Source organism: uncultured Lutibacter sp., from assembly GCF_947495725.1.
Lineage (GTDB): Bacteria > Bacteroidota > Bacteroidia > Flavobacteriales > Flavobacteriaceae > Lutibacter.
In genome coordinates this window covers 761282-784678 of sequence record NZ_CANLZZ010000002.1, presented here as the reverse complement: position 1 = coordinate 784678, position 23397 = coordinate 761282, and the positions used below count along the sequence as shown (strand labels likewise).

20 protein-coding genes are annotated in these 23397 nt (G+C 31.4%); 6 read left to right on the top strand and 14 right to left on the bottom strand.

What is annotated here, in order from left to right:
- Positions 1–3 precede the first annotated feature (3 nt).
- The 14 genes from Q0776_RS06785 to Q0776_RS06720 form a co-directional block, all read right to left on the bottom strand.
- Complete coding sequence (locus Q0776_RS06785; protein ID WP_298366304.1) at positions 4–951, bottom strand: N-acetylornithine carbamoyltransferase; 948 nt, start codon at positions 949–951, stop codon at positions 4–6.
- 1 nt (position 952) lies between these two features.
- Positions 953–1732 carry a glutamate 5-kinase gene (proB, locus tag Q0776_RS06780; protein WP_298366302.1) on the bottom strand — a complete coding sequence of 260 codons (780 nt, stop codon included), beginning with the start codon at positions 1730–1732 and terminating at the stop codon, positions 953–955.
- Positions 1716–2912: a glutamate-5-semialdehyde dehydrogenase gene (locus Q0776_RS06775; protein ID WP_298366300.1), complete on the bottom strand. Its 1197-nt coding sequence runs from the start codon at positions 2910–2912 to the stop codon at positions 1716–1718. Before Q0776_RS06775 ends, proB begins: the two co-directional genes overlap by 17 nt.
- Positions 2912–4036, bottom strand: coding sequence for an aminotransferase class III-fold pyridoxal phosphate-dependent enzyme (locus Q0776_RS06770; protein WP_298366298.1), 1125 nt, complete (start codon positions 4034–4036; stop codon positions 2912–2914). Before Q0776_RS06770 ends, Q0776_RS06775 begins: the two co-directional genes overlap by 1 nt.
- A 10-nt stretch (positions 4037–4046) precedes the next feature.
- Entirely contained in the window at positions 4047–4841 is a 795-nt protein-coding gene (gene proC, locus Q0776_RS06765) for a pyrroline-5-carboxylate reductase (protein ID WP_298366296.1), read from the bottom strand.
- Between the two features lie 105 nt (positions 4842–4946).
- A complete protein-coding gene (argC, locus tag Q0776_RS06760; RefSeq protein ID WP_298366294.1) occupies positions 4947–5924 on the bottom strand; it encodes an N-acetyl-gamma-glutamyl-phosphate reductase in 978 nt (325 codons plus the stop codon).
- Between the two features lie 2 nt (positions 5925–5926).
- Entirely contained in the window at positions 5927–7108 is a 1182-nt protein-coding gene (locus Q0776_RS06755) for an argininosuccinate synthase domain-containing protein (protein ID WP_298366292.1), read from the bottom strand.
- A gap of 5 nt (positions 7109–7113) precedes the next feature.
- Complete coding sequence (locus tag Q0776_RS06750; RefSeq protein WP_298366290.1) at positions 7114–7728, bottom strand: GNAT family N-acetyltransferase; 615 nt, start codon at positions 7726–7728, stop codon at positions 7114–7116.
- A 264-nt stretch (positions 7729–7992) separates the two neighbouring features.
- On the bottom strand, positions 7993–9258 hold the full coding sequence (gene ilvA, locus Q0776_RS06745; protein ID WP_298366401.1) for a threonine ammonia-lyase IlvA: 1266 nt from the start codon (positions 9256–9258) through the stop codon (positions 7993–7995).
- 9 nt (positions 9259–9267) lie between these two features.
- Positions 9268–10740, bottom strand: a complete 1473-nt coding sequence (gene ilvC / locus Q0776_RS06740) for a ketol-acid reductoisomerase (protein ID WP_298366287.1) — start codon at positions 10738–10740, stop codon at positions 9268–9270.
- A gap of 22 nt (positions 10741–10762) precedes the next feature.
- Positions 10763–11284 (bottom strand): acetolactate synthase small subunit, encoded by a 522-nt coding sequence (gene ilvN / locus Q0776_RS06735; protein WP_298366285.1) that lies wholly within the window; start codon positions 11282–11284, stop codon positions 10763–10765.
- Between the two features lies 1 nt (position 11285).
- A complete protein-coding gene (gene ilvB, locus Q0776_RS06730; RefSeq protein WP_298366284.1) occupies positions 11286–13019 on the bottom strand; it encodes a biosynthetic-type acetolactate synthase large subunit in 1734 nt (577 codons plus the stop codon).
- Positions 13020–13023: 4 nt separating this feature from the next.
- Positions 13024–14706, bottom strand: coding sequence for a dihydroxy-acid dehydratase (ilvD, locus tag Q0776_RS06725; RefSeq protein ID WP_298366281.1), 1683 nt, complete (start codon positions 14704–14706; stop codon positions 13024–13026).
- A 381-nt stretch (positions 14707–15087) separates the two neighbouring features.
- Positions 15088–16632, bottom strand: coding sequence for a hypothetical protein (locus tag Q0776_RS06720; RefSeq protein WP_298366279.1), 1545 nt, complete (start codon positions 16630–16632; stop codon positions 15088–15090).
- A gap of 149 nt (positions 16633–16781) precedes the next feature.
- Here Q0776_RS06720 and Q0776_RS06715 point away from each other — a divergent pair, with 149 nt between their 5' ends.
- The 6 genes from Q0776_RS06715 to galE all read left to right on the top strand — a co-directional run bounded on the left by Q0776_RS06715 (position 16782) and on the right by galE (position 23373).
- Positions 16782–17951, top strand: coding sequence for a 2-isopropylmalate synthase (locus Q0776_RS06715; protein ID WP_298366277.1), 1170 nt, complete (start codon positions 16782–16784; stop codon positions 17949–17951).
- 229 nt (positions 17952–18180) lie between these two features.
- Positions 18181–19296: a 3-isopropylmalate dehydrogenase gene (gene leuB / locus Q0776_RS06710; protein ID WP_298366275.1), complete on the top strand. Its 1116-nt coding sequence runs from the start codon at positions 18181–18183 to the stop codon at positions 19294–19296.
- A 157-nt stretch (positions 19297–19453) separates the two neighbouring features.
- Positions 19454–20239, top strand: a complete 786-nt coding sequence (gene epsC / locus Q0776_RS06705) for a serine O-acetyltransferase EpsC (protein WP_298366272.1) — start codon at positions 19454–19456, stop codon at positions 20237–20239.
- Positions 20236–21123 (top strand): cysteine synthase CysM, encoded by an 888-nt coding sequence (gene cysM, locus Q0776_RS06700; protein ID WP_298366399.1) that lies wholly within the window; start codon positions 20236–20238, stop codon positions 21121–21123. Before epsC ends, cysM begins: the two co-directional genes overlap by 4 nt.
- Before the next feature lie 82 nt (positions 21124–21205).
- Complete coding sequence (locus Q0776_RS06695) at positions 21206–22360, top strand: DegT/DnrJ/EryC1/StrS family aminotransferase (protein ID WP_298366270.1); 1155 nt, start codon at positions 21206–21208, stop codon at positions 22358–22360.
- A 2-nt stretch (positions 22361–22362) separates the two neighbouring features.
- The gene (gene galE, locus Q0776_RS06690) at positions 22363–23373 is read left to right on the top strand and encodes a UDP-glucose 4-epimerase GalE (protein WP_298366268.1); all 1011 of its coding nucleotides are present in this window, start codon (positions 22363–22365) and stop codon (positions 23371–23373) included.
- Positions 23374–23397 lie beyond the last annotated feature (24 nt).

Sequence of the window (23397 nt, the reverse complement as noted above, 5' to 3'; positions counted from 1 at the left end):
TAATTACATATTCTCCAATATTTTTTTCAAAACTATTTGAGCAGAATATGTTCTATTATTTGCTTGTTCAATTACAATTGAATTTTCAGAATCGATAACTTCATCCGCAACTACAACATTTCGTCTTACTGGTAAACAATGCATAAATTTACCATTGTTTGTTGCCCTCATTTTATCACCGGTTATCATCCAATTAGAGTCGGTATTTACAACTTTACCATATTCTTTAAAACTGCTCCAATTTTTTACATATACGAAATCTGCATTTTCAAAAGCTTTCTTCTGGTCATATTCAATAGTTGAATCTTTTGTTATTTCTGGATCTAACTCATAGCCTTCAGGATGTGTAATAACAAAATCAGCATCTTGTAATTGCATCATTTCAACAAAAGAATTTGCAACCGCATGTGGTAATGCTTTTGGATGCGGTGCCCAACTTAATACTACTTTTGGCTTATGATTAACTTTGTTTTCCTCTAACGTAATAGCATCTGCTAAAGCTTGTAAAGGGTGACCAACAGCACTTTCCATATTCACCACAGGAATGCCTGCGTATTTTTCAAAGTTGTTTAATACAACCTCTGCTAAATCTTTTTCTTTATCTGTTAAACTTGCAAAAGCTCTTATTGCAACAATATCGCAATACTGTGCAATTACCTCAGCGGCTTCTTTTACGTGTTCCGATTTATTTTCATTCATTATAACACCATCTTCATATTCCAACTGCCACCCTTCTGCTCCGAAATTCATAACAATCGGATTCATACCTAAATTTTGAGCTGCCTTTTGAGTGCTCAAACGGGTACGTAAACTGTTGTTAAAGAACAATAAACATATTGTTTTATCTTTCCCTAAACTTTCAAACTTTAATGGTTGTTTTTTTAACTCAATAGCCTCTTGCACTGTGTTTTGCAAATTATCTAAATCGTTAATACTTAAATAATGATTCATTTTATTTTGTAATTATTTTAGTAAACTCCGAAGTATTATTAATTGCATCAATAATAAAATTATCTTTTAACCCATTAACAATCCAAGTTTCTATTTTTGCATTTTGAGCAATTTCGGCAGCAGCAATTTTTGTAGCCATACCACCTGTACCATGCTTAGATATTGAATTACTATTTATTTGATTTTTTAATGGTTCAATTTCCGAAGTTTCTTTTATAGTTTTTAATTTGTCAGCCTCTATTGAAGCTTTGGTATAAATACCGTTTGTATTTGTTGCAATAATTAACAAATCGACATTTAATAATGAAGCTGTTAATGCCGATAATTTATCATTATCTCCAAACTTAATTTCATCTGTTGCAACAGTATCATTTTCATTAATAATGGGTATGTAATTATTTTCAACCAACACATTTATAGTGTTTTTAATATTGGTTCTAGATTTTTCTTTTTTGAAATCGGAATACGACAATAAACATTGAGAAGTAAACAAGCCAAGCTCCCAAAAATTCTCATGAAAAATTCGCATTAAATGCGGTTGACCTATTGATGCCAAAGCTTGTTTAACATTAATTAGTTTACCATTGCTTTCTAGCTCAACAAATTGTTTAGCTACAGCTATTGCACCCGAACTTACGATAACAAATTCGTATTTATCTTTTAATTGAGCTATTTGACGTGCAATATCCTCAAGTTTACCTCTAGAAATTTGATTGGTTTCTTTTGTTAAAACATTAGAACCAATTTTTAATAAAATTCTTTTTTTATCTAATTTGCCCATTTCCTTTTACGTACCATTTATTAGTAACCAAATGATGTAAGCCCATTGGACCTCTATGATGTAATTTATCTGTACTAATTGCCAACTCTCCTCCTAATCCAAACTGACCACCATCGGTGAATCTAGAAGATGCGTTTTGATATACTGCAGCACAATCCGTATTTTCCATAAAGGTTTCTGCTGTTTCATCATTTTTTGTAATAATAACTGCAGAATGTCCTCCACTATACTTGTTTGATTTAGAAATTGCCTCTTCAGTGGAATCCACACTACCAATAACAATCTTATAATCTAAAAACTCTTGATACCAAATTGATTCATTTTCATAAGCTGAAATATTATCAAATTTCGATAAAACAGCATCACCAAAAATCTCAACATTAGACTTTAACAATTTATCAACCAATGCTTTTATAAATTGATCTTTGTTTTCCAAATTTGAATTAATTAACACTTTATCTACTGCATTACAAACAGATATATTTGATGTTTTCCCGTTATTGATAATATTCAACGCCATATCAATATCTGCTTCAGAATCTACATACACAAAGTTGTTTCCTCTCCCACTTACAATTACAGGACATTTAGCATTTTTCTTAACAAATTCAATCAATTTTTCTCCACCACGTGGAACAATTAAATCTAATTGTTGCGTAGGATTTTCAAGAAATTCTTGTGTTTTAACCCTATCGTAATTTAGATACTCTACCCAATCTGTAGAAATATTGTGTTGCTTTAAAGCTTTGTGCCATAATTCCACAATTTTTAAGTTCGAATTTAACGACTCCTTCCCTCCTTTTAATAAAATTTTATTACCAGATTTAAAAGCAATACCTGCAGCTTCAACAGTAACATCTGGCCTAGATTCGTATATAATTAAAACGGTTCCAAAAGGAGCTGTTTTATTAACTATTTTAATACCGTTTTCGTGAATAAAGTTAAATAACTCTTTACCAATTGGCTCAGAATCTGCTACTAATTGTTTTAATGATAAAATCATCCCTGCAATTTTAGCATCATCAACTTTTAGCCTTTTTTCCATTGCCAAATCATCTCCATTGTAACCTTCTACATCTAGAGTATTGGCTGAAACTATTGACGCTTGTTCTGAATTGATTAATTGAGCCATTGTGCTCAAAACATCATTTTTTTGTTGAGTTGTTAATAGTGCATTCATTATAAAACTTCTTGTAATGCATTTATAAAAACATCTACTTGATCTGTATTCATTGTTAAAGGAGGTAATATTCTTAGCAGATTCTTATTCATTGATCCACCTGTAAAAATCTGTTTTTCAAAAATTAGTTTTTTACGTAACTCTCCAACTTCAAAATCGAATTCAACACCTAACATTAAACCTTTTCCTTTCACTTTTTTTACTTGCGAAATGGTTTTAATTTGCTCTAAAAGGTATGCTGAAGTTTTATTAACATTCTCTATTAATTCTTCCTCTTTGATAATATCTAATACTGAAATTGCTGCTGCACAAGCCAAATGATTCCCTCCAAATGTAGTACCTAACATTCCATATTTAGCCTCATGTTTATCCAAAATTAAAACACCTCCAATTGGAAATCCATTTCCCATTCCTTTTGCCGTTGTAATAATATCTGGTTTAATAATATGATGTTGAAACGCAAAAAACTTTCCGCTTCTTCCATAACCAGACTGAATTTCATCTAAAATTAGAAATACTCCATGTTTTTTGCAAAATTTTTCAACTTCTTGAAAAAACTCGGTAGTACCTTCATCCAACCCTCCAACACCTTGAATTCCTTCAATAATAACTGCAGCAACATCTCCCTTTCCAATTTCGTGAATTACCAATTTAATATTATTTAAAGGTAAAAATGTAACTTCTTGCTGTAAATTAATTGGTGCATTTATATTTTTATTATCAGTTGCCGCAACTGCAGCCGAAGTTCTTCCGTGAAAAGAATTATTAAAAGAAATAATTCTACTTTTACCTGTTTTAAAAGAAGCTAATTTTAAGGCATTTTCATTTGCCTCTGCTCCAGAATTACATAAAAACAAATTATAATTTTCACAATTAGATAACTTCCCTAATTTATTAGCCAACTCTTTTTGTAATGGGTTTTGAATTGAATTAGAATAAAATCCTAAATTATTTAATTGGCTAGTAATATCATTTACATACTTTGGGTGTGTATGGCCAACTGAAATTACTCCATGACCACCATATAAATCCAAATATTTTCTGTTATTTTCATCCCATACATAAGCACCTTCTGCTTTTACAGGTGTTACATTATACAACGGGTAAACATCAAATAATTCCATAACAATAATTTTAAATTTGATTAATTTTTTCGAAAGATGTTACAAGACCTTTTATTAAAGACGAACTTAGTCCTTGATGTTCCATTTCATTTAAACCTTCAATTGTGCAACCACTTGGAGTTGTAACTTTATCAATTTCTTCTTCTGGGTGATTACCCGATTTTATTAATAAACTTGCAGCACCCAATGCAGTTTGCATCGATAATTCTTGTGCCTCTTCTGCATCAAAACCTAATTGAACTGCACCTTGTGTTGTTGCACGAATTAAACGCATCCAAAAAGCAATTCCACTTGCGCAAATAACTGTGGCAGCTTGCATTAACTTTTCTTCAATACACATTGTTTTCCCTAAAGAATTGAATATCATTTTAGCCAATTCAACATTCTCACTTCCTTTCTTATTTGCACTTAAACAAGTCATAGATTGCCCAACCGAAATAGCTGTATTTGGCATGCTTCTAACAATAGCAATATCTTTTTCTAAAATATTTTCTATTTCATTTATTTTTCTACCTGTAACAACTGAAATAACGGTATGTCTTTTAGGATTAACCACATCTTTAATTTCTTCCAAAACATCACGAAGTTGATTTGGCTGTACAGCAATAATAATAACATCCGAAAAACGAACAGCTTTTTTATTATCTGTTGAAATTTTAACATTGGGTAGTTTTGACCAAGAATCTAAAGATGATGTATTTCGTTTTGTTAAATACAAATTTTTAAACTTAAAATTGTCTTGAGTTAAAATACCAATTGCTATTGAATATCCTAAATTTCCTGTTCCTAAAATCGCTATTTTCATTTGTTCGGTTTTATTTTTTCAATTTGGTCAAACGAGCTCGCAAAATTCAAATTCAATATAAATTATTATTTGCTTAGTTCATTTGTTTACTTTTTTTTGTGAATTCTAAAATGAATTCGCTTTTAATTTTAATCCTTCTGATTCATTAAAGCCAAACATTAAATTCATATTTTGAATAGCCTGACCAGAAGCTCCTTTTAATAAATTATCAATTGCCGAGGTAATTAACAATTGATTTCCGTGTTTTTGAAGATGTAAAAAACAATTGTTAGTATTTACAACTTGTTTTAAATGAATTGGTGATTTTGAAACATGCGTAAACGCAGCATCTTTGTAAAAATCTTCAAATAACTCAAAAGCTTTTTCAAGGCTCTCATCAAATTTCAAGTATATACTTGCAAAAATTCCTCTACTAAAGTTACCTCTATTTGGTATAAACAATAATTCTTGATTAAAACCATTTTGAAGTTCCGTTATGCTCTCTCCTATTTCTCCTAAATGTTGATGTGTAAATGCCTTATAAACTGAAAAATTATTATCTCTCCAGCTAAAATGTGTTGTTGCCATAGGTGAAACTCCGGCTCCTGTAGAACCTGTAGTAGCATTTATGTGCACAGTATCGTTAATTTTTGAAGCATTTGCTAATGGCAATAAAGCCAATTGAATTGCAGTTGCAAAACATCCTGGATTGGCAATATTTGCAGCCCCTTTAATTTCACTTTTTTGAGATTCTGGAATTCCATAAACAAATTTTCTCCCTTTAAAATTGGCATCAGCATTTAATCTAAAATCGTTACTTAGATCAATTACTTTTGTTGATTTAGAAAATTCATTATTTTCTAAAAAGGCTGTAGAATTTCCGTGTCCTAAACACAAAAATAACACATCAACATTTTTATTAATTGTATCAGTAAACTTTAAATCTATAGAACCTAATAAATCTTGATGTACTTGATAAATATAGTTTCCTGCATTTGATGTACTATATACAAAATCTAAATCTGCTTTTGGGTGATTTACCAATAATCTAATTAATTCCCCTGCAGTATATCCTGCTCCACCAACTATTCCTACTTTAATCATAATTATGAATTTACGCTGTGATAAATTTTATTTGCTGTTCCCAATATTTTAATAAATCCTTTTGCATCTTCTGCACTCCAAGCCTTATTTGTTTCTCCATATTCACCAAATTTAGATTTCATTAAATCGTGTCTAGATTCAATTCCATTTAAACTAAAGTGATAAGGTTTTAAGGTTACAAAAACTTCTCCTGTAACTGTTTTTTGAGAATTAGTTAAGTAAGCTTCAATGTCTCTCATTGCAGGTTCGAAGTACTGACCATCGTGCAATAACATTCCGTAGGTACTACCTAATCCTTCTTTCATATTTTGTTGCCATTTAGAAAGTACATGCTTTTCTAACAAATGATGCGCTTTAATAATTACGGTTGCAGCCGCAGCTTCAAAACCAACTCTTCCTTTAATCCCAACAATTGTATCTCCAACATGAATATCTCTACCAATTGCGTATTTAGAGGCTATTTCTTCAAGTTTTAAAATTGTATTTACAGGAGTATCTATTTCATCATTCAATCCAACCAATTCACCTTTTTCAAAGTGTAATTTAATATCGGTAGGTTCGGTTTTTTCTAATTGACTTGGGTAAGCTTCTTCTGGCAAGGCTTGGTGAGATGTTAAGGTTTCAACACCACCAACACTTGTTCCCCAAATTCCTTTATTAATGGAATACTTTGCTTTAGACCAAGGATAATCTACTCCGTGTTTCTTTAAATATTCAATTTCTTCTTGTCTGGAAAGTTTTAAATCTCGAATTGGTGTTATAATTTCAATTTCTGGAGCTAGGGTTTGAAATATCATATCAAATCTAACCTGATCGTTACCTGCACCAGTACTTCCGTGGGCAATGTATTTTGCGTTTATTGTTTTGGCATATTCTACAACTTCAATTGCCTGAAACACTCTCTCTGCACTTACAGATAATGGATATGTATTATTTTTTAACACATTACCATACACCATAAATTTTATGGCTTTTTCGTAATATATATCTAAAATATTTTGATTTGTATGAGATTTTACCCCCATATCATATGCTTTTGCTTCAACTACTTTTAATTCTTCTTCAGAAAATCCACCTGTATTAACAAGTACGCTGTGAACTTCTAAATTTAATTCGTTTTGTAAATATTTAACACAATATGATGTGTCTAAACCTCCGCTATATGCAACTACAACTTTTTCCATGATATTTATTTTTTCTTCTTTAGAAATAATGCTTGTTTAATCTTTTTTAATCTACTTAATACTTTAGAATCGTATTTATGCTCTTTTATAATTTTTTTGTGCTTAGGATCGTATAACATTCCTGTGCATAAACACATTTTACGTTCGGTTCTCGTTAAAACATCGAAATTTTTACAAGTTCTACAACCATTCCAAAAAGCTTCGTCGGTAGTTAATTCCGAAAATGTTACAGGTTGATATCCTAATTCGTAATTAATTTTTAAAACTGCCAAGCCTGTAGTTATTCCAAAAATTTTAGCGTCAGGATATTTCTCTTGAGAATATTCTAAAATTTTCTTTTTTATTTTTTTAGCTAAACCCTGATTTCTAAAATTTGGATGTACAATTAAACCCGAGTTTACTACAAACGATTTATTATCCCAGGTTTCTATATAACAGAATCCTGCAAACTCATCATTTTCTATAGCAATAATAGCATCACCCGTACTTATTTTTTTTGAAATATATTCTGGAGTTCTTTCTGCAATTCCAGTTCCTCTAACTTTTGCAGACTCTTTAATAGTTTCACAAATTATCTCAGCATATTTAATATGCGATATATTAGCAATAACAACTTTCATTGTTTACCTTTTGAATTATAAAATTAACTTAATTATGTTTTTTTATGAGAAGCGAAAACGAACGCATCGTTTTCAATAGAAAATTACGCCCATAAGGGGCGGCGCAAAAAGCGGCGTACAATTGAAGTATTTAAATTGCTTATTTTCATTGGTACAATATTACGCATTTTTTTAATATAATTTTAGTTTTGTTTAATAATTAACAACATTCCTATTTACGCTCCTTATAATTAACAATTATTAATAGAAATAAGCAAAAATATGCTAAATCAAAAATTGAAATAATTCCTGATTTTCATTTAAGTACTCTCTCAAAAATCCTTTTTGTTTCATTCTAGTTAATAAAGGTTCAAAATCCTCTTTCGACTCAAGCTGAATTCCTACAACAGCAGGTCCTTTATCTCTATTATTTTTCTTGGTGTACTCAAAATAAGTTATATCGTCATTTTCTCCCAACACTTCAACAACAAATTCTTTTAGGGCTCCAGCTCTTTGTGGAAATTTAATAATAAAATAATGCTTTAGACCTTGAAATAAAAGAGCTCTTTCCTTCATTTCTTCCATACGGGTAATATCATTATTACCTCCACTAACTATGCAAACAACTGTTTTTCCCTTAATCTGTTCTTTATGTTGTTCAAGTGCAGCAATAGATAATGCTCCGGCTGGTTCAACAACTAGGGCATTTTCGTTATATACTTTTAATATGGTTGAACAAATTAACCCTTCACAAATAACATCTGTTTTATGAAGTAATTCTTTACACATTTCAAAAGTAATTTCCCCCATACGTTTTACTGCAGCACCATCAACAAATTTTTCAATTTCATCTAAAGTAGTATTCACTCCATTTTTTAATGAAGTTGTTAAAGATGGCGCTCCCTTTGGTTCTACACCAACTAAAATTGTTTCTGGACTTAATGATTTAAATACACTTCCCACTCCAGAAGCTAAACCACCACCTCCAACAGGCAAAAATAAATAATCAATAGGTATGTCGGTAGCGTTTAATAATTCTAAACCAATAGTTCCTTGACCTGCAATTACATCTAAATCATCAAAAGGGTGTACAAAAGTACTTTGATTTTTATCACAAAATTCTTTTGCGGCTAATTGACTATCATCATAGCTATCACCAAAAAGTCTAACTTCTACAAATTCACCTCCAAACATTTTAACTTGGTCAATTTTTTGGTGTGGCGTTGTAACTGGCATAAAAATAGTCCCGCTAACTTCTAGTTTTTTACAAGCAAAAGCAACACCTTGTGCATGATTTCCTGCACTTGCACAAACAATACCATTTTTTAATTCCTTGGCAGATAATCCTTGAATTTTATTATAAGCTCCACGAATTTTATACGAGCGTACAGCTTGAACATCCTCTCTTTTAAAATAAATGTTAGCCTCGTACTGGTCGGAAAAATTCTTCATAAACATTAAAGGAGTTGCTTGTACAACTCCTTTAATGCTCTGTTGAGCTTTATAAATATTTTCTAATGAAATCCTATTTTTAATAGATTCACTCAAAATTTAAACTTTTTAAACAATTTTTTTCATTGCAGTCATTGATTCTCTTAAATATTCACCAATTTCTTCTACTGGGTGATTTCTAATAACTGCATTTACTTCAATTAACTCCTTGTTATCAACTCCGTTTGAACCGTCGTTAAATGGGCGACCAACGAAATTACTTGGTGTTTTCTTAACATAATCGGCAATTAAAGGCTTACAAGCGTGATCAAATAAATAACAACCGTATTCAGCTGTATCAGAAATTACACTATTCATTTCGTATAATTTTCTACGCGCAATAGTATTTGCAATTAATGGCGTTTCGTGTAACGATTCATAATATGCAGATTCATCAATTATTCCAGAATCTGTCATAGCTTCAAAAGCCAATTCAACACCTGCTTTTACCATTGCAACCATTAAAACTCCGTTATCGAAATATTCTTGTTCCGAAATTTCAACATCTCCAGCTGGAGTTTTTTCGAAATTAGTTTCTCCCGTTGCTGCTCTCCAAGTTAAAAGGTTTACATCATCATTTGCCCAATCCTCCATCATTGTTTTAGAAAATTCACCTTCCATAATGTCATCCATATGTTTTTGGAATAACGGACGCATAATATCTTTTAATTCTTCAGATGCATTAAACGCGGCAATTTTTGCTGGGTTGGATAAACGATCCATCATATTTGTAATACCTCCGTGTTTTAAGGCTTCGGTTATAGTTTCCCAACCATATTGAATAAGTTTTGACGCATAACCTGCATCCACACCTTCTTCAATCATTTTGTCAAAACATAAAATAGATCCCGTTTGTAACAATCCACATAGAATTGTTTGCTCACCCATTAAATCTGATTTTACCTCTGCTACAAATGATGACTCTAAAACACCTGCTGTGTGGCCTCCTGTGGCAACTGCATATGCTTTTGCTTGATCCCATCCTTTTCCTTCTGGATCATTCTCAGGATGTACAGCAATTAAAGTTGGAACTCCAAATCCTCTTTTATATTCTTCTCGAACTTCAGAACCTGGTGATTTTGGAGCCACCATAATAACCGTAATATCTTTACGAATTTGCATTCCTTCTTCAACAATATTGAAACCGTGAGAATACGATAATGTTGCTCCTTTTTTCATTAGAGGCATAACTGCCGAAACAACTGCCGTATGTTGTTTGTCTGGTGTTAGGTTAATCAATAAATCAGCTGTAGGAATCATTTCTTCATACGTTCCAACAGCAAAATTATTCTCTGTTGCATTTTTAAAAGATTGTCTTTTTTCTGAAATAGCTGCAGCTCTTAAAGTATAAGATACATCTAAACCTGAATCTCTCATGTTTAAACCTTGATTTAAACCTTGAGCTCCACACCCAACAATTACTATTTTTTTTCCTTTTAAAGCCTCTACACCTTCCCCAAATTCGGAAGCATCCATAAATCTACATCTTCCTAATTGATCTAATTTATCTCTTAATGAAAGTGTGTTAAAATAATTTGCCATTTTTTAATTTATTTATTTCTTTTTAGTTAAATTCTTGTAATAATTCTGATATTGCCATTTTAGGTCGTGTAATTGCTATTCGACCCGAGCGTACAAATTGAAGCAACCCAAAAGGCTTTAATTTTTTATACATTTTATCAATATTCTCTTTAGATCCAGAAGCCTCAATTACAAAATAACGTTCGGTTATTGTTAATACATGAGCTCTTCTAAACTTCATTCTTTTTTGAATTTCTTCATTATACAAATGTTCTGTTGAAATTTTAAATAAAGCTGTTTCATTATAAATAATTTCATCTTCTGTATGAAAGAAGGCTCTAATTACCTCAATTTGTTTTTCTAATTGACCAACAACTTTATGTGCCTGAACTTGACTAATATTTACAACAAAGGTAAACCTATGAACGTTTTCAATTTCTGATTTTGAAACAGTCATACTTTCAATATTTATATGACGCTTTAAAAATATTGCCGAAAGGCGATTTAGTATCCCTACATTGTTTTCAGTATAAACTGAAATTGTAAAATTTTTAATTTCTTCCATCTTAACTTAATCTTATATCTGAAACACTTGCTCCTGTTGGTATCATTGGAAATACATTATCTTCTTGTTCTATAACAACTTCTAAGAAAAATGCTTCTTTTGAAGCCATCATTGTTTTGATAGCCCCTTCTAAATCTTCTCTTTTAGAAACTCTAGTAGCTTCAATGTCATAAGCTTCTGCAAGCTTTACAAAGTCTGGACTTATCATTTCTGTGGAAGCATAACGCTTGTCAAAAAACAGTTCTTGCCATTGGCGTACCATTCCTAAATAACTATTGTTTAAAACAACAATTTTTACAGCTGCTTTTGTTTGAAGTATGGTACCTAACTCATTACAAGTCATTTGGTATCCTCCATCACCAATAATTGCAACCACTTCTCTATTAGGAACGCCCATTTTTGCTCCTATTGCTGCTGGTAACGCAAATCCCATGGTTCCTAATCCACCGGAAGTTACACTACTTCTTGTTTTTACAAAATCGGCATATCTACAGGCAAACATTTGGTGTTGACCAACGTCTGAAACTACTACAGCTTCACCTTTAGAAACTTTATTAATTCCACCCAAAACTTCACCCATTGTTAATCCTTCCTTGGTTGGGTTTAATTGATCTACTATTACTTCATTCTTTTCTATTGCGTATAGCTTGTCAAACTCACTCATCCATTCTTTATGCTCTGCTTTGTTAACATAAGACATAATTTCTGTTAGAGTTTCTTTTACATCACCTAAAACTGCAACGTCTGTTTTTACATTCTTATCAATTTCAGCTGGGTCAATATCAAAATGAATAACTTTTGCTTGCTTTGCATAGGTATTTAAATTACCTGTAACACGATCATCAAATCGCATTCCGATAGCAATTAAAACATCACATTCATTTGTTAATTTATTTGGTGCATAATTACCGTGCATTCCTACCATACCTACATGTAAAGGATGTTTGGTTTCTAAAGCAGAAAGACCTAATGCCGTTGAAGCTGAAGGTATATCAGTTTTTTCTATGAAATTTTTAAATTCTTGTTCAGCACTTCCAATAATAACACCTTGCCCCCATACAATAAATGGTTTTTTTGCATTGTTAATTATTTTTGCAGCTTCTTTAATTTTATCAACTTCAATTTTAGGAGTAGCCCTATAGCTTCTTATTTTTTCACATTTTTTATATGAATAATCTAACTCTCCAAATTGAGCATCTTTTGTGATATCAATAAGTACTGGACCCGGTCTACCAGATTTTGCAATATAAAATGCTTTTGCTATTACTTCAGGAATTTCAGAAGCTTTTGTAATTTGGTAATTCCATTTTGTAACTGGTGTTGAAATACCAATAATATCTGTTTCTTGAAAAGCATCAGAACCTAATAAATGAGATGCTACTTGCCCAGTAATGCATACTAAAGGTGTAGAATCTATTTGGGCATCTGCAATACCTGTTACTAAATTTGTTGCTCCAGGGCCTGAAGTTGCAAAAACAATTCCAGGTTTTCCGGTAACACGAGCAAAACCTTGGGCAGCATGTGCTGCTCCTTGTTCGTGACGCGTTAATACGTGGTGAAACTTATCTTGATATTTATAGATTTCATCATAAACAGGCATTATTGCTCCACCTGGATATCCATAGGCTAAATCAGCACCTTCTTCCAACAAACACTTTATAACCGCTTCGGCACCTGAAATTTTAACAGATGTAGTCGCTTGATTTTGTTTTGCTTCGTTGTTTAATGTTTTCATACTCTTAAAATTTATCCGTAACACATCCTTCTGAGGCTGAAGAAACTGTTTTAGCATATTTATACAATATTCCTTTTTTATGTTTAGGCGCAGGCTCAACCCATTTTGCTTTTCTTTCTGCCAATTCTTCTTCTGAAATTAAAACATCTATAGAGTTATTTGTTGCATCAATTTTAATGATATCCCCATCTTCTACTAAACCAATAGCTCCACCCGATTGTGCTTCTGGAGTAATGTGCCCTACAACAAAACCATGCGTTCCTCCTGAAAAACGTCCGTCTGTAATTAAAGCCACTGATTTTCCTAATCCAGCTCCCATTATCATTGAAGTAGGTTTTAACATTTCTGGCATTCCAGGACCTCCTTTTGGCCCTACATAACGTATAACAACAACATCTCCTCTTGAAACCTTTCCTGCTCCTATTCCATCATTTGCTTCTTGTTCGCTATTAAATACAACCGCTTTACCTTCAAACAAACTTCCTTCATTCCCACTTATTTTTGCAACCGCACCTTTTGAGGCCAAATTACCATACAATATTTGAAGGTTTCCTGAAGATTTTAATGCCTTATCTGTTGAATGTATTACTTTTTGATCTTCTTCAAAAGAAATAGCTTTAACATCTGCTAAATTTTCAGCAAGAGTTTTTCCTGTTATCGTCATACAATCTCCGTGTAAAAACCCTTTTTCTAACAAATACTTCATAACAGCTGGAGTTCCTCCAACACCATGAACATCTTCCATTAAATATTCTCCACTTGGTTTTAAATCTCCAATTAATGGTGTTCTATCGCTAACTCTTTGAAAATCTTCTAATGTAAAATCAATACCAGCTGCATGTGCAATGGCCAAATAATGCAATACTGCATTTGTAGAACCTCCTAATGCATTCACCACGGTAATTGCGTTTTCTAATGATTTTTTGGTAATTATATCTAGTGGTTTTAAATCTAATTCTAATAAATTATTAATTGCAGCTGCAATACGTTCGCTTTCACTTTCTTTATGTGGATTTTCGGCTGGGATTGAAGAATTATATGGTAATGCAAACCCCATAGCCTCTATAGAAGATGCCATTGTATTTGCGGTATACATTCCTCCACAGGCTCCTGCTCCAGGAATCGATTTTTTTATAATTTCCTTATATTCTTCTTCAGTAATTTCTCCTGAAATTTTTTGTCCCAATGCTTCAAAAGCAGAAACAATATTTAATTTTCTTCCTTTATAATTTCCAGATTTTATGGTACCTCCATAAACCATTAACGAGGGACGATTTAAACGTAACATCGCCATTATTGCTCCTGGCATATTCTTATCGCAACCAACAACAGTTACTAAACCGTCATAACTTTGAGCGTTCATTACAATTTCAATAGAATCTGCAATAATATCACGAGAAGGCAGTGAATAATTCATTCCCGAAGTTCCCATAGAAATACCATCACTAACACCAATTGTATTAAATTTTAATCCAACAAGTGGCAGTTTATTAACTTCTTCTTGAATAAAACCAGCTAACCCATTTAGGTGCATATTACAAGGATTACCGTCGTATCCTGTACTTGCAATTCCTATTTGAGGTTTTTTCATATCCTCTTCAGTTAAACCAACTCCATACATCATAGCTTGGGCAGCAGGTTGTGTTGGATCTTGTGTTACTCTTTTACTGTATTTATTTAATTGCATTTATCTCAAATATTTTTGAAATATTTTAAAATATATTTAAAATATTTATTTTATTTCTAAATTTTATATAACTAACAACAAAAGTAAATTTCACATTTGTTATTTTCTTTATTCTTTTATTTTTTTTACAATACTCATTTACCTTTTATTACCCATACCTCGCTGATTTTATGACAGTTAAACCTCTTTTTTTTACAATGATTATAAATTAAAAAAACCTCCCTAAATTTAATTAGGAAGGTTTACTATAATATTATGATATTACTCAACTATTCCTAATCGGTTTGCGAAATTATCACAACGACAACGACAGAAATAATATTGATAATAGTTTGTTTCATTTTGTTCAACAAATATTGCAAAATAATTGGTACAAAAAAACTATTTAATCATTTTTTTTGCTTTTTCTTGAATTATACTCTCAACTGATACGTTTTGAATATTGCTTTCTAACCAAGATATTATATCTAAGTACAAGAAAGCGCGTTTTTCATAAGGATGATTTTCAAACTTTATTAATTCTTTGTGGAGTTTTATAAATTCCTTTTTAATATCTTGAGGATAAATATTACTTAGATTTTTTAAAAACGTAATCATTTTTGCCTGCACCTGATTTAGATCGTTCATTTTTCTTAAAAATTTATAAGTTGAGACTATCAATTTCTCAATATTATAATCTAATCCGGCTTCATAATGGGCCACTAGGTTTAATACACGCGAAAAACATAATAAATCTTCTCGCATTTTTAACTCCTTATTATTTATAATCTTTTCTAAATAATGAATACACATTTCATTATCTCCAGCTCCAAAGTACATACATCCTATTTTATAGTAAAAAACCATTATATGATGCTTGTCAATTTTTGTGGTATATAACTCTAACTCATCCAATAAATCGTTTACATAAACCAAACCTTCACTAAAACGTCCTTCTAAAAAAAATAAATTTAATTTATTCTGATTTAAGTATAAAAAATTTAATATTTGAGTGTTCGCATTTAATGCTATATTTCCTTCATCTATATCTTTTTCGAGTAAACTTAACACCGTGTTAAACTTTGTTTTTTGTCTGGTTAAGTACAAAGACTCCAATAAATAATTAACTCCTTTTAAATAAAAAACTGGATTTTGTAATTTCATTTCAGGTTTTTCCTGAAACAAATCAACCCATTTTTTTGAATATTTAAAACTGGAAATAAAATCTTGCATTATTAAGCTCCTCCATAAATATGCCTTATACAAAAACAACTTTTCTCCAAAACCCAAATCTGATAATTCAAATTTAGGTAACCTTTTTTCAAAATAATTTACAACCTCTTTAGAAGTGCTATCATTCTTAACATATCCTTCCTTCAACATTAAGCTATACAATTGTAACGACAAATTTGAAAGCTTACTAATTCTAACATTTTTAACACTTAATTCTTTTGCTTGTATGGCCAACTCATCAGCTCTATTACTTAAACTCCTAGTTATATATTGAGACTCTATAACTTTTTCAAACTGAACAATTTCATAAGCTAAATTACTCTCTTCATTTTTTAAGGCTAATTCTTTCGCTTTTTCTAAAATTTTTAAACTTTGCTTATACAAACCTTTACCATATAATATTGCTGCAAAATCAAACTGTTCTCTAATTTGAGATCTTATATTCTGATGTACCGGATTAAACCTTAAACTCACCAAAATTTGCTTATACAAATGCGCCTTAGTATTAGATATTTGCTGCTTTTTTATGTTTGTTTTTTTTAAAATAAGCTCGTCATTATAAGAACTTACTTTATCTAATAAATTAAACAACACCATAAAATTAGCTTCAATATTTCCTCCTAATCTCCCTACATACAGCTTAAATTGTCGTTTTTCGGATTTGGTTAATGATTTAATTAAAGAAAAAAGTGCATCTTTTTGTTCAATAGCCATTGTAACTAAAATATTTTTATTATGTTGCTTATCAGTATATTAACAATCTATACCACTACTTGAATATAGTAAACAAAGATAATCATTAATTATATTAATTAACCTAAAGTATATTTTTGACTTTCAAATGTGATAAAAAAAATTCAATAATGAGTAAAAATAAAGTCCATATTTTTGACACAACATTAAGAGATGGTGAACAAGTCCCAGGCTGCAAACTAAATACTGAACAAAAATTAGTTATTGCTAAGCGCCTGGATTTATTGGGTGTTGATGTGATTGAAGCAGGATTTCCAATTTCGAGTCCAGGTGATTTTATATCTGTAGTTGAAATTTCTAAATTAGTACAAAACGCAACCGTTTGTGGTCTTACACGAGCGAATAAAAAAGATATTGAAGTAGCAGCTGATGCTCTAAAACTTGCAAAAAGACCAAGAATTCATACTGGAATTGGAACTTCTGAATCGCACATTACTTATAAGTTTAAATCTACTCAAGATGAAATTAAAAAACGTGCTTATGAAGCTGTAGCTTATGCAAAGAAATTTGTTGAGGATGTAGAGTTTTATGCCGAAGATGCTGGTAGAACAGACAATGAGTACTTAGCCCGAGTTTTAGAAGAAGTAATTAAAGCAGGTGCAACTGTTTTAAACATACCAGACACCACAGGTTATTGCCTACCAGATGAGTACGGTGCTAAAATTAAATACCTAAAAGAAAACGTAAAAGGAATTGACAACGTAATTATTTCGTGTCACTGTCATAACGATTTAGGTTTAGCCACTGCAAATGCAATTGCAGGTGTTCAAAATGGTGCACGTCAAATTGAATGTACTATTAATGGAATTGGTGAACGAGCTGGAAATACTTCATTAGAAGAAGTTGTTATGATCCTAAAACAACACCCTTATTTAGGATTAGATACCGGAATTAACACCAAATTATTATATGACACTAGTAAATTAGTACAAGATAGTATGGGAATGATGGTTCAACCAAACAAAGCTGTTGTTGGTGAAAATGCGTTTGCACATAGTTCTGGAATTCACCAAGATGGTGTAATTAAAAATCGTGAAACTTATGAAATTATGGACCCTGCTGATGTTGGAGTTACAGAATCTTCAATTGTTTTAACAGCACGAAGCGGAAGAGCCGCACTTGCATATAGAGCTAAAAATGTTGGATACGATTTAACAAAAATTCAATTAGACGATTTATATCCACAATTTTTAAAATTCGCAGATTTCCATAAAGAAGTAAACGATGAGGATATTCATCACTTAATGGAACTAAACCATATTCGTGCTACGAATCCTTAGAAATAAAGATATCCATTTTTTAGAATAAAATTTAGATGCTGAAATTAAAATCTACAGTTTTATTAAAAAATTGATATTTATTTAAAAAAACCAAACTAAAATCATTATTTTTATTTGATTATTAATCAAGCCTTTTCTTTTGAAGAGGCTTGATTTGTATAAAAACAAGAAAATAAATAGTTGATTTTACAACATAAAAAGCTTGGTGAAATCATACAACAAATAGAATATGAATTTAAATATCGCTTTACTTCCCGGAGATGGTATAGGACCAGAAGTAACTCAACAGGCAGTTAAAATATTGGATGCTATTGCCGAAAAACATGGGCATACATTTAAATACACAGAAGCTCTTGTAGGAGCTATTGCCATTGACAAAACAGGAAATCCGCTTCCAGATGAAACATTAAAAATTTGCTCTGAAGCCGATGCTATTTTATTTGGAGCCATTGGAGATTCTAAATATGACAACAACCCAAATATAAAAATAAGACCAGAACAAGGGTTACTTCAATTAAGAAAAAAACTAGGGCTTTATGCAAATATAAGACCTGTAATAACTTACGAATCTTTAATTCATAAATCTAATTTAAAAGAACATGTTATAAATGGCGTAGACATTGTAATTTACCGTGAATTAACAGGTGGTATTTACTTTGGAGAAAAAAACATAAGTTCAGATGGTTTAAGTGCTTCGGATACATGTAATTATTCGGCTGAAGAAATTGACAGAATTAGCCATTTAGCATTTAAAGCTGCAAAAGCAAGAAGAAAAAAATTAACCTTGGTTGATAAATCAAATGTTTTAGCAACATCAAAACTTTGGAGAAATCGTGTAATTGAAATAAGCAATCATTATCCTAATGTTGATTTAAGCTTTTTATACGCAGACAATGCAGCTATGCAATTAATCTTAAAGCCTACCCAATTTGATGTTATTTTAACTGAAAATATGATTGGTGATATTTTATCTGATGAGGCCAGTGTAATTTCTGGCTCTATTGGATTGCTAGCTTCCGCATCTGTTGGAACAAAAACCGCTTTATTTGAACCTGTACACGGATCCTTCCCAAAGGCCAAAGGTAAAAATATGGCAAACCCATTAGCTGCAATATTATCTGCGGCATTATTATTAGAACATTTTGAATTATTTGAGGAAGCTGAATCAATTAGAATAGCTGTTGAAAAATCTATAGAACTTAATATAACAACCCCCGATTTAAATTCTACAAATCATTTTTCAACCACCAATGTTGGAACCTTTATAAGCGACTTTATTTTGGATGATGAAAATACCTTTTATAATAAAAATAATATAGATTTAGGGCAATCAACAATTATATAACTAAAAGTATAAATATCTATATTTAACTCAAACATACATTAAATAACCTTTGGAAGAATTAATATTTAACTTTTAAAAGTAAAATAATTATGGTTATTTCGTATGATATTTACGAAATCAAGGATTTTTTTAGGAAGTTTATAAAAATGGTAAAACAATGACCGCAAAACAAAGCATTATAAATAAAATAATTTCAAGCAAAAATAAACCTCAGTTAAATTTTAGCTTAAAAAGAAAAACTGAAGCTTTTACAACAAATTTGTTTTATACATTATTCGATTCAAATGCTTGCATAGAACAAAACATAGAACAATTGGAGGCTGATTTCAAAGAAATTTATAAACTCGCTTGCAACATTCAATCTTCTTGTGATGAAATTTGGGATAAATTTTTAAACACATTACCTGAAATTTTTGAAAACTTAAACTTAGATGCACAAGAGTTGGTAAACGGAGATCCCGCATCAAACAATATAGAAGAAGTTTATTTGGCCTATCCTGGATTTTATGCTATTGCCATTTACCGTTTTAGCCATGAGTTATTTAAATTAAAGGCGCCTTTAATTCCAAGGTTAATGAGTGAATACGCACATAGCAAAACAGGAACCGATATTCATCCAGGAGCTACTATAGGAAAATCATTTTTTATTGATCACGCCACCGGAACGGTAATTGGTGAAACATGCATTATTAAAGACCACGTAAAAATTTATCAAGGAGTAACTTTAGGAGCCTTACAAGTATCAAAAGAATTAAAAAATACAAAACGTCATCCAACGGTTGAAAATAACGTAACTATATATGCAAATGCAACTATTTTAGGTGGAGAAACTGTAATTGGAGAAAATACTATTATTGGTGGTAACGTTTGGATTACAGAGTCGGTTCCTCCAAACTCTTTAGTGTATCACAAACCTGAAACCATATTAAAACAAAAAAGATAATGGCGCAACGTATAGCTAATTTAATAGGAAAAACTCCATTAGTAAAAACGTCTTCGATTATAAAAAAAGAAGGAATTACGTTATTATTAAAACTCGAAGGAAACAATCCAGCTGGAAGTGTAAAAGACAAACCCGCCTATAATATGATTGCGTCGGCAATTGAACGTGGCGACATAAAAAAAGGAGATTATTTAATTGAAGCAACTAGTGGAAATACAGGAATTGCTTTAGCAATGATTGCACAACAATTTGGACTTCAAATGGAATTGGTAATGCCCGAAAACTCTACTGTTGAACGTGTTCAAACAATGCGAGCTTATGGAGCAAAGGTTACCTTAACGCCTAGTGATGTTGGTATTGAAGGCTCACGTACCTATGCCAACAAAATGGTCAAAGAAAAAGGATATACAATGCTCGATCAATTTGCAAATGATGACAATTGGAAAGCACACTATAAAACTACAGGGCCTGAAATTTGGAATGATACCAGCGGAAAAATTACCCATTTTGTTTCGGCTATGGGAACTACAGGAACCATAATGGGAACCTCAACGTATTTAAAAGAACAAAATTCTGAAATTCAAATCATAGGTGCACAACCAATGGATGGCTCTAAAATACCAGGAATTAGAAAATGGTCACCAGAGTTTGTACCAAAAATATTTAATCCCAAAAAAGTAGATTTAGTTATTGAGGTAAGTGAAGATGAAGCCAGAGCAATGACAAAAAAATTAGCACGAGAAGAAGGGATTTTTGCCGGAATGAGTGCTGGAGGCGCTGTAACTGCTGCTGTTAAACTTTCAAAAAATATTGAAAATGGACTTATAGTTGCCATTATACCAGATCGTGGAGATCGTTATTTGTCTTCTGACTTATTCGAATAAAACGTTGTAGCATATAATTGTATTAATAATTGTATTAAATACGCTTTTATTGTAATTTTACATCTCATTAATTGTACATACAATGAGAAAAATACAAATGGTTGATCTTAAAGGTCAATACAGCAAAATCGAAAAACAAATCGATCAAAAAGTATTAGAAGTATTAAAATCTACTGCTTATATAAACGGACCAGAAGTCCATTCGTTTCAAAAAGAATTAGAAGAATATTTAGGAGTAAAAAATGTGATTCCTTGCGCAAATGGAACTGATGCTTTACAAATTGCAATGATGGGATTAGGTTTAAAACCTGGCGATGAAGTTATTACTGCCGATTTTACCTTTGCAGCAACAGTAGAAGTTATTGCCTTACTAAATTTAACTCCTGTTTTAGTTGATGTTGAAAAGGATACTTTTAACATAGATATTGAAGCAATTAAAAAAGCTATTACACCTAAAACCAAAGCAATTGTACCTGTTCATTTATATGGGCAATGTGCAAATATGGAAGCTGTTTTAGAAATTGCTAAAGAACATAATTTATTTGTAATTGAGGATACGGCACAAGCAATTGGAGCCAATTACACTTTTAAAGATGGCTCTAAAAAGAAAGCTGGTACGATAGGAAATATTGGAACAACTTCATTTTTCCCTTCCAAAAATTTAGGATGTTATGGTGATGGTGGAGCTATTTTTACCGATGATGATGATCTTGCACATATTATTAGAGGTATGGTAAACCATGGAATGTACGAACGCTATTACCACGATGTAGTTGGGGTAAATTCGAGATTAGACAGCGTTCAAGCAGCAATCCTCCGCATTAAATTACCGCATTTAAATGAATATTGTGACGCTAGAAGAACGGCAGCACGTTATTATAATAATGCATTTAAAAACGAACAAAATATTATTACACCTAAATTGGGTAATGGTTGCGAATTTGTTTGTGATAATTGTGATTGCCACGTATTTCATCAATACACATTACAAATTTTAAATGGAAAACGTAACGAGTTACACCAACATTTATTAGATAATGGAATTCCAAATGCAATCTATTATCCTGTTCCATTACATAGTCAAAAAGCGTATGCCGATGAACGCTATAACGAAGCCGATTTTGAAGTAACTAACGAGTTAAAAAACACGGTTATTTCATTACCAATGCATACCGAATTGGATGAGGAGCAACTAGAATTTATTACAAAAACAGTAAAAGAATTCATAAATAAATAGTCATGAAAAAAGTATTAGTAACAGGAGGTTTAGGATTTATTGGATCTCATACCGTAGTTGAATTGCAAAACGAAGGTTTTGAGGTTATTATTATTGATAATTTATCTAACTCAAGTATTGAAGTTTTAGATAAAATTACATCAATTACAGGCATTAAACCTGAATACCATAATATTGATTTAAAAGATAAACTAGCTGTAAAAATATTTTTTGAACACCACCCAGTTGATGGAATTATTCACTTTGCAGCCTCTAAAGCTGTTGGAGAAAGTGTTCAAATGCCACTAGAATATTACGAAAACAACATTGGAAGTTTAGTGTATATATTACAAGAATTAAAAGCTAACAACCTAAATAATTTTATATTTAGTTCTTCCTGTACAGTTTATGGACAAGCTGACGAATTGCCAATTACCGAAAATGCTCCTATTAAACCTGCAGAATCTCCATACGGAAACACAAAGCAAATAGGAGAAGAAATTATAAAAGATGCTACAAAAGTATCTAATTTAAAGGCAATTGCTTTACGTTATTTCAATCCAATTGGGGCACATGAATCTGCTAAAATTGGTGAATTACCAATTGGAGTTCCTCAAAATTTAATTCCATTTGTGGTTCAAACCGCTGCAGGAATTCGTGAAGAATTATCTGTTTTTGGTAGTGATTATGACACTCCTGATGGAACTGCTGTTCGCGATTACATTCACGTTGTAGATTTGGCAAAAGCTCATATTGTTGCTTTAAGACGCTTAATTGAAAATAATAATAAAGCCCAATTCGAAATTTTTAATTTAGGAACTGGAAAAGGAAATTCTGTATTAGAAGTTATTCAATCTTTTGAAAAAGTTACTGGTAAAAAAGTAAATTACAAATTGGTAGATAGAAGAGCAGGTGATATTACTGCTGCCTATGCGGATACCAATTATGCAAATGATGAATTAGGTTGGAAAACTGAATTATCTTTAGATGACGCTTTACTTTCTGCTTGGAAATGGCAAGAAACACTAAAGTAATTTCGATATAAATTAAATTAAAAG

Bases quoted from the DNA above. Each gene is read 5' to 3' on its own strand.
- galE (WP_298366268.1), top strand. From the start codon at position 22,363: ATGAAAAAAGTATTAGTAACAGGAGGTTTAGGATTTATTGGATCTCAT.
- Q0776_RS06755 (WP_298366292.1), bottom strand. From the start codon at position 7,108: ATGGAAAAAGTTGTAGTTGCATATAGCGGAGGTTTAGACACATCATAT.
- proC (WP_298366296.1), bottom strand. From the start codon at position 4,841: ATGAAAATAGCGATTTTAGGAACAGGAAATTTAGGATATTCAATAGCA.
- Q0776_RS06750 (WP_298366290.1), bottom strand. From the start codon at position 7,728: ATGAAAGTTGTTATTGCTAATATATCGCATATTAAATATGCTGAGATA.
- Q0776_RS06695 (WP_298366270.1), top strand. From the start codon at position 21,206: ATGAGAAAAATACAAATGGTTGATCTTAAAGGTCAATACAGCAAAATC.
- ilvD (WP_298366281.1), bottom strand. From the start codon at position 14,706: ATGCAATTAAATAAATACAGTAAAAGAGTAACACAAGATCCAACACAA.
- Q0776_RS06785 (WP_298366304.1), bottom strand. From the start codon at position 951: ATGAATCATTATTTAAGTATTAACGATTTAGATAATTTGCAAAACACA.
- Q0776_RS06770 (WP_298366298.1), bottom strand. From the start codon at position 4,036: ATGGAATTATTTGATGTTTACCCGTTGTATAATGTAACACCTGTAAAA.
- Q0776_RS06720 (WP_298366279.1), bottom strand. From the start codon at position 16,632: ATGGCTATTGAACAAAAAGATGCACTTTTTTCTTTAATTAAATCATTA.
- Q0776_RS06775 (WP_298366300.1), bottom strand. From the start codon at position 2,912: ATGAATGCACTATTAACAACTCAACAAAAAAATGATGTTTTGAGCACA.
- argC (WP_298366294.1), bottom strand. From the start codon at position 5,924: ATGATTAAAGTAGGAATAGTTGGTGGAGCAGGATATACTGCAGGGGAA.
- leuB (WP_298366275.1), top strand. From the start codon at position 18,181: ATGAATTTAAATATCGCTTTACTTCCCGGAGATGGTATAGGACCAGAA.
- Q0776_RS06715 (WP_298366277.1), top strand. From the start codon at position 16,782: ATGAGTAAAAATAAAGTCCATATTTTTGACACAACATTAAGAGATGGT.
- ilvB (WP_298366284.1), bottom strand. From the start codon at position 13,019: ATGAAAACATTAAACAACGAAGCAAAACAAAATCAAGCGACTACATCT.
- proB (WP_298366302.1), bottom strand. From the start codon at position 1,732: ATGGGCAAATTAGATAAAAAAAGAATTTTATTAAAAATTGGTTCTAAT.
- ilvN (WP_298366285.1), bottom strand. From the start codon at position 11,284: ATGGAAGAAATTAAAAATTTTACAATTTCAGTTTATACTGAAAACAAT.
- epsC (WP_298366272.1), top strand. From the start codon at position 19,454: ATGACCGCAAAACAAAGCATTATAAATAAAATAATTTCAAGCAAAAAT.
- ilvC (WP_298366287.1), bottom strand. From the start codon at position 10,740: ATGGCAAATTATTTTAACACACTTTCATTAAGAGATAAATTAGATCAA.